Raw genomic sequence first — 11,993 nt, 5'->3', positions numbered from 1 at the left:
ATCATTTCAGATAATGAACTGCCGTGTTTTAATTTTATAAAATAAAGTCTGGAAAACAATGCTTTGCATTAAGCAAACTGTGTTCCCGACCGAAATTTTCAATTTTCCGTTTTCAACTTTTAATTTGTAAAATTACACTTCCCTGTTCGGGTCTGTGTTTTTCTGCTTAACAGGAGCTTTTGTAGCATCCTTGTCGGTAAATCTTGCAAAGATTGAAAGTGTTGTGAGAAAACAGATAAGAATGTACAAAAGAAGTGCAATTACAGAAGCAAGGCTGATTGTATAGCTTACCATTGTGATAATTGAAAGCACACCGAGCAGACAGCAGATGATTGAAACGATATTCTTCATATTGCGTTCTTTGTCAAGAGCGCAGAAGAAAAATCCTGCAATCGGAATAATGAAGAAAATCGGCATAAAGAGCGAATACTTAAAAACCGCATCATTTGAACCGCTGAGTCCCCATACAGACATAACATCAAATACGGAATAAGAATGGAGTACATTTTTTTCGTCAATGTACTGGAAATACGGCAACGCACAGAGTACGATTTCAACGAGATAAAGCACGCAAAGTGTGATTCTTAATTTTTTTCTTGTTTTGTTTTCGGGTATTTTGAGCATTTTGTTCCTCCGAGATTTTTTTAAAATCATTTTTAAATCATCAATATGTTACATTGTAACACAAATTATTCAGTTGCACAATAGAAATTTTAGTGTTATAATTATGACTAATGTACACAAAACACTGCATTCGTACATTGCTTTATTCTGTGCAAAAAGGAGATAATATAATGGGATATATAAATGAATCCGTAATTTACAATATTTATCCGCTCGGTTTTTGCGGAGCACCAAAGGAGAATGATTTCAAGCAGGAATACAGACTTGACAAAATTTACGGCTGGATTGACCATATGAAGTCAATGTCGGTAAACGCACTTGTTTTTAACCCTGTTTTTGAAAGTTCAAAACACGGCTATGATACTATTGATTATAAAAAAATCGACTGTCGGCTCGGTGACAACGAATCTTTCAAAAAAATTTGCAAAACACTTCACGATAACGGCATCAGAATTATGCTTGACGGCGTTTTTAATCATGTGGGAAGAGATTTCTTTGCCTTCAAAGATGTTCAACAGAACCGTGAAAATTCAAGATATGCGTCTTGGTTTGAAAATGTAAACTTCCGGAACAACAACCCGTATAACGACGGTTTCAGCTATGAGGGCTGGGCAGGTTACTACGACCTTGTAAAGCTTAATCTCCACAATGACGAGGTAGTAAACTATCTTCTTGACTGTGCAAGATTTTGGATTGATGAGTTTGATATTGACGGACTTCGCCTTGATGCGGCTGACTGCATTGACATTGAATTTTTCAAGAAATTAAAAAATGTTTGCAAAGAGAAAAAGTCCGATTTCTGGCTCTACGGTGAGATTACCCACGGCGATTACAATCATTGGGCAAATCCCGATGTACTTGACTCGGTTACAAACTACGAATGCTACAAAGGCATTTATTCAAGCCATAATGACCACAACTATTTTGAAATTGCTCATTCTCTTAACAGACAGTTTGCTAACGGCGGTATTTACAGAAACATCTACACATATAATTTCGTTGATAACCACGATGTAAACCGTGTTGCAAGTATGCTTAAAGACAAAAATCATCTCAACAATGTTTACACGATGATGTATACAATGCCCGGAGTACCGTCAATTTACTACGGAAGTGAATTTGGCATTGAGGGTATGAGAACTGCCTACAGCGATTATGAGCTTCGTCCCTGTCTTGATCTTGATTCCATTCCGAATCCGAACTATGAACTTCTTGAGCATATCAAAAAACTCGGTGTAGTAAGACTTGCACTCGAAGCTCTCAAGTACGGCGATTTTGAAAACATAAATATTCAGAATGAAAAGCTTGTATACAGAAGAAAAACCGACAATCAGACTGTTTTTGTTGCATTCAACCTTACAGACCGTGTTGAAAGAATCGGTTTTGACACAGGCTGCAACGCAAAGCTTACAGATGTTCTCAACGGCAACGAAGTTATTGATGTAAACGGTTACTATGAAATTGAAATGCAGCCGTATCAGTCAAGGATTCTTGTTGTTAATGACGGAAGTTTCAGGGTTGATTTCAATGCAGACAATACAGATTGCAGGGCAGCTGAAATTGACGAAGCTCCTGCAAATGAAGAAACTTCAGTTAAAGCTGTTAAAACAGAAAATTGCTGTGAAAGCAATTCGGACAATGCCGAAAATACGACAAAAGAAATCAAGCCGGGTATTTACCTACATTTCAAGGGTGGCGAATATGAGGTTATCAACTTTGCAACCCACAGCGAAACAGGTGAAAAACTTGTAATTTACAGAAATCTCCACAACACAAGTGAAGTGTGGGCAAGACCTGTCGAAATGTTTGCCGAAAAAGTTGATGTTGACGGCAGAAAAACAGACAGATTTACTTTTATAGGTTGACAATAAGCGTAAGCAAATGATTAAAAAGACCGAATATATTTTTTATTCCGGTCTTTTTTTGTGTAAAAATACTGCTTTTTAATCGTGATGACAAGATTTGACTATATTTTTGCAAATAGTGTGTTGAATAAATCACATAATATGATAAAATAGACATATGTTGTGTTTGACTGAATTTTTGTTTTTTTTGAAAGTAACTTAGGGGGATTGAATATTATGTTGAGGGATTTAAAGCCAACCGATAATGTAGGTGGTTTCGATGTCAGACCCGGCAACTTTCTTTTAAACGGTGCAACAACCGTTTCCGGCGGTGTGAACTTTACTATTCATTCGGTTTATGCCGTTGAGTGTACATTGCTTTTATTCAGACCTTATGCAAAATTTCCGTATGCAAGGCTCAGATTTCCGGATTCTTACAAAATCGGCAACACCTATTCAATGCTCGTGTTCGGTCTTGATGAGATTGATTTTGAGTATGCATATTCCTTTGACGGTCCGTATGAACCCGAAAAAGGAATTATTTTTGATAAAAAGAAATACATTCTTGACCCATACGCAAAGGCTGTAATCGGTCAGAGCGGCTGGGGTAAAAAACAGGAGCATGAGGGTGTTTATAAGGCAAGAGTTGTAAACAGCGACTATGACTGGGGCAACTGCACTCAGCCGAAGCTTCCGTTTGAAGAGCTTATTATTTATGAATTGCATGTAAGAGGCTTTACTCAGGACGGCTCCTCAGGCGTTAAAAACAAAGGCACATTCGCAGGTATCCGTGAAAAAATCCCCTATCTTAAAGAACTGGGCATCAATGCCGTTGAAATGATGCCTATTTTTGAGTTTGACGAAATGGGCTCATATCGTAATTATGAGGGTCGTCAGCTCTACGATTACTGGGGCTATAACACCGTATGTTTTTTTGCTCCGAACACAAGCTATGAAAGCGACCACAAGCATCATCACGAAGGCAGAGAGCTTAAACAGCTTGTTCGTGATCTTCACGAAAACGGAATTGAAGTTATCCTTGATGTTGTGTTCAACCACACGGCAGAGGGCAACGAAATGGGACCGTATTTCTCGTTCAAGGGCATTGACAACAACATTTACTATATGCTCACTCCGGACGGAAAGTATTACAATTTCAGCGGTTGCGGCAATGTTCTCAACTGCAATCAGCCGATTGTGCAGCAGTTTATACTTGACTGTCTGCGTTATTGGGTAACAGAATACCGCATTGACGGTTTCCGTTTTGACCTTGCGTCAATTTTGGGAAGAAACGAGGACGGTACTCCTATGGATAAACCTCCGCTTCTCAAGAGCCTTGCGTTTGATCCGATTCTCGGCGGAGTAAAGCTTATTGCGGAGGCATGGGACGCAGGCGGACTTTATCAGGTCGGCAGTTTCCCGTCATGGAACAGATGGGCTGAATGGAACGGAAGATACCGTGACGACCTCAGAAGATTTCTTAAAGGCGACAGCCACCTTGCATGGGATGCGGCTCAGAGAATTACAGGCTCAAGAGATTTGTATGACCCTACCTACAGAGGCTACAATGCGTCGGTAAACTTTCTTACCTGTCATGACGGATTTACTCTTTATGATATGTATTCATACAACGAAAAGCACAATCTCGAAAACGGCTGGAACAATACTGACGGTGCTAATGACAACAACAGCTGGAACTGCGGTGCCGAGGGTGATACAAATGATTACAATATCAACAAGCTCCGTATCAAAATGATAAAGAATGCTTTTGCAACCCTTATGTGCAGTCAGGGACCTGCTCTTTTCCTTGCAGGTGATGAATTTTGCAACACTCAGTTCGGCAACAACAACGCTTACTGTCAGGACAACATTATCTCATGGCTTGACTGGACAAGAAAAGAAAAGCATAAGGATGTATTTGAATTTTTTAAATATATGATTGCTTTCAGAAAGAGATTCCACATTATTACAGACAGCAGAGGCAAGGCAACATGCAGTTATCCGCCTGTCAGCATCCATTCAAATGTTGCGTGGAGTGCCAAGTATTACGATGATACAAGAATGATTGGCGTTATGTATGCCGGTGTAAGTCTTAAACAACAGGGGCTTGACGAGTTTGTTTACTTTGGCGTCAATGCTTATTGGGATTATGTAAATGTTGAGCTTCCCGACCTTCCCGAAGGATACCACTGGAAGCTTTATGTAAACACAGGCAACGAGCCTCAGGATGTAATCCTTGAGGACAGAAATGTTATTCTCTATGACAGACGAATTAATATGGCAGGCAGAAGTGTCATTGTTGCTGTCGGAGAAAGATTTTAATTATAAGGACAATTTCTTTGTTTAAGAAAACCGCCCCTACACGAAAATGTGTGGGGGCTTCATGTTTTTATATATAATTTCTAAATTCTTTAATAATCGGAAAACAAAAAACAATTTTAGGGGCAAAAACAGGAATCGTTTATGCGAGCGACTCCTGTTTTTTGTATGAAAATATTGAGAAAAAGTTAGTTTAGCTTTACGGTCTGTTACCAAAGCCTCCGCCCATATTGCCGTTGGGCGCTTGACCTCTGCCGTTCGGACCGCCTTGTCCGCCACCGTTAGGAGCTCTGCCCTGAGTGGATTCGCCGTAGATAATATCCGACATTTCAATTGTTGTACTGCTGTCACCTGTTGTAAGTGTGTAGGTTGAGCCTTTTTTGACATCGGGTGTGCTTACAACTACCGAATTATATTCCCGTGACGGAGTGAATGAAACAAGCACATTGCCGTTGCTGTCTTTGAGAACAACCTCACCGCTTGTATTGGTTGCCGTGTTTGAAAGGATTGAACCCTGTGTTGAAGATGAGCCGAAGTTCTGAGTAATTCCGCTCATACCGACCGCAACGATTGTACCGCCCGTAATCTGTGCGTCACCGTTATAATCGAGAGCGCCGTTGCCGTTGTCCGAAGGACCTGTTACAAAGATTTCACCGCCCGATACACAGAGCGAGCCGTTGGAATCAAGACCGTCACCCTTTGCATCAACTGTAATCTTTCCGCCCGAAATTGTGATTTTGGCATCGCTGTCGGCTGAAAAATTATCCTGTGGCATTCCGCCGCCGTAACCGCTTGAATCATTACCGCCTGCGGCATTGAATCCGTCATCGCTTGACACAACAGAGAGTGTACCGCCGCTTACCGTAATTTCAAGTCCCTCAATACCCTCGTAGCTTTCCGTTACATTGATTGTACCGCCTGAAATTTTAAGACTGCTGTCGGCATGAATACCGTCATCACCCGTTGCAATTGTAAGATTGCCGTTTGAAATGCTGATATCAGCGTTTGAATGAACAGCGTCATCTGCACAGTCAAGGCTGAGTGTACCGCCCGAAATTGAGAGATTTCCGCCTGCCTTAATACCCTTTGCGCTTGCGGTATCGCTGTCTGTGCTTGATGAAGCATCTTCCATTCTGCCGAATTCTTCCTGTTTTTTCTCGGCATTTGATGCACCGCCGCCCGACTTGATTGTTGCGTTGCAATCGAGAATTGTCAGGTGTGCCGACGCATCCATTCCGTCGCCGTCACTTGTGATTCTGAAAGTGCCACCTGCAATATATATGAATCCGAGTGAGGTATCATCGGCATTTTCGCTGTGAATACCGTCCTTGTCGGAATTGAGCGTAAATGTACCCGATGCGATTCTCACGCTGTCCTTACCGTCAAGAGCGTGTGAACTTGATGTAATCGAATATGTACCGCTTGTGATTTTTAAATCGTCCTTTGACACAATGCCGTGTCCGCAGTTTGTTGTGATTTCAAGACTGCCGTTGCCGTTGAGAGTAATATCATCTTTTGAGAAAATTACCGCATCAACATTGTTGTCACCGTCTGCCGTGAATTTCTTATTGTTTGTAAGAACATTTTTACTGCTTTCGGCAAGAGTGATAAACAGCTTGTCGGTCTGCTTTACATAAATCGGTGCGCCTGTGTTTGAATTGATTGTCACTCCGTCAAGGATAAGACGGATTTTTTCATTTTTGTCTCCGTCAATAATAATCTGACCGTCAGAGAGCGTACCCGAAACGATGTATGTTCCCTGCTCGCTTACGGTTATCGTGTTGCCGTCAATCTTAACGCTTTTAAGACTGCTTGTGCTTGCATTGTCTGAAAGTGTAATCGTTTCGCATTCTGATTCGTCATATCCGATTTCCTTGTCCCTTGCCGTGAACATTTCATCATCGGTTGATGAATCGTCTGCATTTGATGAAGTTGAACTTGATGATATTTTTACTGTTGCCTCATCGGCTGTCTGTGTGTCGGAATTTGAACAGCCTGCAAAGGCTGCGGTTACAAATGCCGAAAGCAATACAGCCGAGATAATTTTTTTACAGCTCATTAACAGTCGCCTCCTGTGCCGAGAGCATAATTTCAAGGTTGCCGTTTCTGCATCTTAACGCATCAATAAACTCCTTTTCAAGGCTTGGATTTCTGAGTGTAACATGATAAGTCAGCTTGAACATACTGCCCATATTGGTGGTTTTTGCAGAAAGCATCTTGTAATTTGTTGTGTATTTTTTAAGAAGATCGTCAAACATATTTGTGTAGTCGAGATCCTCGGGAATTGTGATTCTCAGCAACCTTTCACGGTCGGCAGATTTTGATGAACCGATATTGGTAAGATTGCAGATTAGGAACGCAACTCCCAAAATGAGGGCGAATACTACTGCAAATCCGAGATATCCCATACCTGCAACAAGACCTGTACCCATTGCCATAAAGATTGAACAGATTTCCTTTGCACTTCCGGGTACCGAACGAAAACGAACAAGACTGAATGTGCCTGCAACAGCTACACCGGCTCCGATATTGCCGTTGACCATCATAATTACAACGCAGACAATTGACGGCAGAAGTGCAAGAGTTGTCACAAAGCTTTTTGTGCATTGGTTCTTGTAGGAATAGACTAACGCAAGAAAAATTCCGATTACAAGTGAAACTCCCACGCATAATAGAAACATCGGAACAGAAATTACGCTCTGCGTTGCCGAATCAAATACACCTGAAAATAAATTATTAAGCATAGTACTTTTCCTCCTTGAGTGATCTTTCAAAAATGGTTTTGTAGGCTGTGCCGTACTTTGAAAAAGATGTTTTGTAGATGTGATTTTCGCTTAAAAACATTGTCAGCCACATTGGAATTGCCGCCGCAGTTTTGACCTCAAGCAGAACTTGATTTTTCTTCAAAATCGGTTCGCCGTAAACTCCTTTGCAAAGTGAAAGGTCGTAATCTCTCCACAAAATATTGCGGTCAAAGGTCATTCTAAAATCGCTGTCTGTTTTTGAAAAGAATGCCTCTCGCTCATATGAGAGATAAACCGTAGGTTTCGGATTGTTGTAGAAGTCGAGAAAATAATCAATTTCACGGGTAATCTGCGTATCCTTAACAGGGTTTCTTTCACAGAGAAATTTCATTGCATCCTGTTCGCTCATACCGATTCTGCGTTTATAGACAACCGACTTGTACTTCTTTTTTAATTCCGCAAATACGGTTGAATCATTTTTCGGAGTGCCGTAACTGCGAAGTCTGAGTTTTTCTTTGTAGACAGGCTTTTCAATTGAATGTCTGATGAGAAGATAATCGGGTGTGTCAAAATAGAGATTGCATATTGTGCTTTTTCCGAATTCATCTCCCTGCATATATTTTTTCATAAGCTCTTTGAGCTGAATGTACTGCTGTGTTGTCAGCATAAATTTAAGTTCGTAACGCTTGAATATATTTTTAACGCCCATTGTAAGACCTCCCTGTCTTTACCTTTTCTTTACTGTGGCTATATAATAATTTACAAACTTTAAATGAAATTTAAAAAAAGCAGAAATCCCGAATTTTTTCAGAATTTCTGCTTTAAATAATAATATGGAGTTTTATTTTCGTTATAAAATTATCTTTCTCTAAGCAACACACTTAAATCCGTTTTTTCAGAACGTTTTACTGCCCAAATGCTGACGATTGCAAGTACAATCAAATAAATCACGAGGAACAGCAGTACATAAACAGTCGAAACATTCACGGTCATTTCCATCATTGTATTGCCCACAAAATTCATAAGATACGGATTTATAAGTAATATATCGAGTAATACAGTCAAAATTGTACCGACTGCAATTGATATTATTCCGATAAGGAAATATTCTGCGAATATTATATAGAAAAGTTGATTAGACTTGTAACCGAGTGAGCGATACAAAGCAAGTTCTTCGCTTCGTCTGCTTATGTTGCTCTTGACGAACATATACTGTCCCGCAATTACGAACAATGCAAAAAATACAATTGAACCTATAATAATTATGAGTGCGATATTGTATGACTGAGAATCAAAGTTCAAGTCCATTGTATACGGTTCGCAATATGAGGAAACCTCGGATTGTACACTTTCAAGATTTTTTGCATCATCAACGAGAATTTTATAAGCCTTATCGGAAGTTATTGAAGTCGAACCTTTGGCATTTGCAATAACTTCATTATTGAACTCAATCAAACTGTTGCGTGGAATAAGAATTTGATTGCCTGTAAAAATCGGGTCAGATGTGTTATACACTCCGACAATTTTAAGCTTATGTTCCTTGCCCGATTCATCAGCGAAAACAAGATTTTTGCCCACAAGCGTTTTGCCGTCAATTTTATTGATTCGTTGACTTTCGCTGTTAAAATCCTTTAAAACTTCGGGAACAACTGCAACATTTTCTTCATTTTCTTTGAAAGCTCTTCCGCTTGTTATTTTAAGGTTATACCCCTCGTGAACATAACTGAGAGTATAATCAGAAAACAGCACTCCTGAAGTTTCCGACACATCAAGTTCGGCAGGCACGTTATAAACACTCGTTATGTGTTCAATGCTTTTTATGCTTAAAATTGTATCGTCAATTTCATTTTGAGGAGTATTTTCGTTTATCTCAAAATTCAACTCTCTGTTAAGAATATGATTATTTATGTTTTGGTCAATATTATTTTTCAGCGGCATAACCGCTCCTGCCGACACAAGAACGAGAATGGTTGCAATAACCATAAAGCAACAAAAAAATATTGTTGCACCTTTTCGTGAAAGAATTGAGGCTTTAACAAGCATACCGAGTTTTTTATTTTTCATTTTAATTTTCCTCTAAAATGCCGTCTTTCATAACGCAAATTCTGTCTGCAAAATCGGTTACGGCATCATTATGGCTGACAACAAGAACACCCTTGCCAAGCTCTGTAAGTTTTTTCAACTCTTCAAAAATCATACGTTCGTTTTTGCTGTCAAGGTTGCCTGTAGGTTCATCGGCAAGAATAAAGTCGGGATTATTGGCAAGTGCTCTTGCAATGGCTGTTCTCTGCTGTTCACCGCCTGAAAGTTCCCTCGGATAGTGGTCAATGCGGTGTGTAAGACCGACCTTTTGCACAAGCAATTCGGCAGTTTCTTTCATTTCGGCTCTGTTTTTGAAATGGTCGTTTATGAGCATTGGAACCATTATATTTTCAAAAACTTTGAGATGCGGATTGAGATGAAATGCCTGAAAGACAAATCCGAGTGAATTCATTCTTGTGTCGGCAAGTTCGTTTTTGTCGAGTGATGACACATCTTTGCCGTTAATCAAAATCTGACCTGAGGTGCAGTTGTCAAGCAAACCTGCCATTTGGAGCAGAGTGCTTTTTCCGCTGCCCGACTGTCCCATAACAGCCACAAATTCGCCCTCTGACAATGTAAACGATACATTATCCACGGCGGTTACTTTGTTATTGTATATTTTAGAAACATTTTTTAATTCTATTGATTTCATTATTTCACCCTCAAAAATTATTCATTCATTGCGTCTTTGGGCTGAATTTTATTCAGCTTGCGTAATGCTATGAGCTGACATATCAGCGGAACTATTGTCACTATCAAAAACGAAATTGCAAGCAAAATTCCGAAAGTTCCCCAATTGATAATGTACAGACGGTCGATGAAATTTCTGTTTGCAAAGAAAAAATTTGAAACAGCCGTAACTATAATCGAAATAATTGTTCCAACCGCAAATCCGGTAAATGTAACCCTAAGCTGTTCGCAGTAAAGGCAGGCAAATATCTGACTGTTTTTATAACCTATCGCTTTGAGCAAGCCTATATCGGATTTACGAAGTGAAAGTGCGTTTACTGTTGATTGTATAATCATAATCACAGAAAGCAACACTGTAGAAATAATAAGAAATACGCTTGCAAAGCTGAATATATTTGAAGCGTTTACTATGCTGTCCTGTATTCCGAGTTCGGAGTCATCGGCACAGCATACATTCATATCGGTAAGTGCGTTATATACCGATTCAATATTTTCAAAATCATCAACAACAACATAGTGAGTCCTCAGCGATAAATCATTCCACCACTTGCCGACAGTGGTTTCGTTATCTTTTGAATATCCGCCTTTTGTAAGTGCGTCATCTAATATTTTCGTAGCTGTTTCCTCTGAAATATAAATCGAATCATAATAGCCTGTTTCGGTCGGTGACAGATAATAAGTACCCACTACCTTTAATTTATATTCAATTGCAGGAAGATTAAGAGTAGAAGTACTGACAAAATCTCCACCCATATTATAGTCTTGTATTAAATCATCGTTGTATGCTTTTACTGTTATGGTTTCTCCTATTAAACCTTCACCGTCAATATAATCAGGCTTTTTATTTTGATCCTCAACCTCAAAAGGATAAAAATCACTCGGAACAACACAGTTCATGGCTAATTAAAGGGAACAAAAAGAAAGGAAAAGCACAATCCAGACGGTATCAGCGGCAGGCTACAAGAATAAATTGTGATTACACAAGATTGGTGTTATAATAAGAGAAAAGTTCCTGCCGGGGCAGCCGCCCCGGTGGTATGGATAGAAAGGCAGGAAAAATATGCACATCAGCTATAAACCACTCTGGCACACACTGTTAGAGCGTGATATGAGGAAAGAGGATTTAAGGCTTGCCGCTGGTATGACAACGAATATGATTGCCAACATGAGTAAAGAGGGAAAGCACATCAGCATGGACACATTAGCCCGTATCTGCGAAACGCTGAATTGTGAGATTACTGATGTAATTGAGTTAGTACCAGACGAGCCTGCTTCCACAGGAGGTAAGGAACATGAGCGAATTAAAACCAAGAATAACGGAAAACGGAATTGATTATATCCTTGTTGGAGATTACTACATCCCAGACTTGAAGCTGCCGGAGGAACACCGCCCCATCGGAAAGTATGGACGGATGCACCGGGAATATTTAAGAGAAGTCCACCCAGCCCGATTGAACACATTGACACTGACCGGGGAGTTATGGACATATCTTGCAGACCTGAATGAACAGGCACAGGAACGGTTAGACACTATCATGGAACAGATGAAAGCTACCGAGGGCGTGACAGAGGAATTAAAGCGTACCTGTCAAATGGAATGGGTGCAGCGTTGCAATAACATTCACAACCGGGCAGAAGAAATTGTTTTGCATGAGATGATTTATTCATAACGGTATGGATAGAGTGTTTT

At 40.0% G+C, this 11,993-nt stretch carries 10 protein-coding genes and 1 pseudogene; 4 read left to right on the top strand and 7 right to left on the bottom strand.

The window, feature by feature from the left end; all coding sequences use genetic code 11:
* Positions 1-132: 132 nt before the first annotated feature.
* A complete protein-coding gene (locus tag AC2HW8_RS04520) occupies positions 133-624 on the bottom strand; it encodes a hypothetical protein (RefSeq protein ID WP_484327208.1) in 492 nt (163 codons plus the stop codon).
* Between the two features lie 170 nt (positions 625-794).
* Here AC2HW8_RS04520 and AC2HW8_RS04515 point away from each other — a divergent pair, with 170 nt between their 5' ends.
* The gene (locus AC2HW8_RS04515) at positions 795-2,489 is read left to right on the top strand and encodes a DUF1653 domain-containing protein (RefSeq protein ID WP_295024306.1); all 1,695 of its coding nucleotides are present in this window, start codon (positions 795-797) and stop codon (positions 2,487-2,489) included.
* A 216-nt stretch (positions 2,490-2,705) separates the two neighbouring features.
* On the top strand, positions 2,706-4,790 hold the full coding sequence (locus AC2HW8_RS04510; protein WP_304004604.1) for a glycogen debranching protein: 2,085 nt from the start codon (positions 2,706-2,708) through the stop codon (positions 4,788-4,790).
* A gap of 196 nt (positions 4,791-4,986) precedes the next feature.
* Here the strand turns inward: AC2HW8_RS04510 and AC2HW8_RS04505 are convergent, their stop codons facing one another.
* The 6 genes from AC2HW8_RS04505 to AC2HW8_RS04480 all read right to left on the bottom strand — a co-directional run bounded on the left by AC2HW8_RS04505 (position 4,987) and on the right by AC2HW8_RS04480 (position 11,200).
* Positions 4,987-6,846, bottom strand: a complete 1,860-nt coding sequence (locus AC2HW8_RS04505) for a carbohydrate-binding domain-containing protein (RefSeq protein WP_484327207.1) — start codon at positions 6,844-6,846, stop codon at positions 4,987-4,989.
* Entirely contained in the window at positions 6,836-7,531 is a 696-nt protein-coding gene (locus tag AC2HW8_RS04500; RefSeq protein ID WP_484312425.1) for a DUF4956 domain-containing protein, read from the bottom strand. The genes AC2HW8_RS04505 and AC2HW8_RS04500 overlap by 11 nt, the downstream gene beginning before the upstream one ends.
* Positions 7,524-8,240, bottom strand: a complete 717-nt coding sequence (locus AC2HW8_RS04495; RefSeq protein ID WP_484312423.1) for a VTC domain-containing protein — start codon at positions 8,238-8,240, stop codon at positions 7,524-7,526. Before AC2HW8_RS04495 ends, AC2HW8_RS04500 begins: the two co-directional genes overlap by 8 nt.
* Positions 8,241-8,389: 149 nt before the next feature.
* Entirely contained in the window at positions 8,390-9,595 is a 1,206-nt protein-coding gene (locus AC2HW8_RS04490) for an ABC transporter permease (RefSeq protein WP_484327206.1), read from the bottom strand.
* Between the two features lies 1 nt (position 9,596).
* The gene (locus AC2HW8_RS04485) at positions 9,597-10,265 is read right to left on the bottom strand and encodes an ABC transporter ATP-binding protein (protein WP_101069493.1); all 669 of its coding nucleotides are present in this window, start codon (positions 10,263-10,265) and stop codon (positions 9,597-9,599) included.
* Positions 10,266-10,282: 17 nt separating this feature from the next.
* Entirely contained in the window at positions 10,283-11,200 is a 918-nt protein-coding gene (locus AC2HW8_RS04480; protein WP_484327205.1) for an ABC transporter permease, read from the bottom strand.
* A gap of 75 nt (positions 11,201-11,275) precedes the next feature.
* On the opposite strand from AC2HW8_RS04480, the pseudogene AC2HW8_RS04475 reads away from it, so the two are divergent.
* A pseudogene (locus AC2HW8_RS04475) lies at positions 11,276-11,636 on the top strand (helix-turn-helix domain-containing protein).
* Positions 11,596-11,973 (top strand): TnpV protein, encoded by a 378-nt coding sequence (locus AC2HW8_RS04470; RefSeq protein WP_015524253.1) that lies wholly within the window; start codon positions 11,596-11,598, stop codon positions 11,971-11,973. The pseudogene AC2HW8_RS04475 and the gene AC2HW8_RS04470 overlap by 41 nt, the downstream one beginning before the upstream one ends.
* Positions 11,974-11,993: the final 20 nt, after the last annotated feature.

This window comes from Ruminococcoides sp., assembly GCF_057037865.1.
Note: the sequence above shows the minus strand (reverse complement) of the source record. Positions and strands in the feature narration are given on the sequence as shown.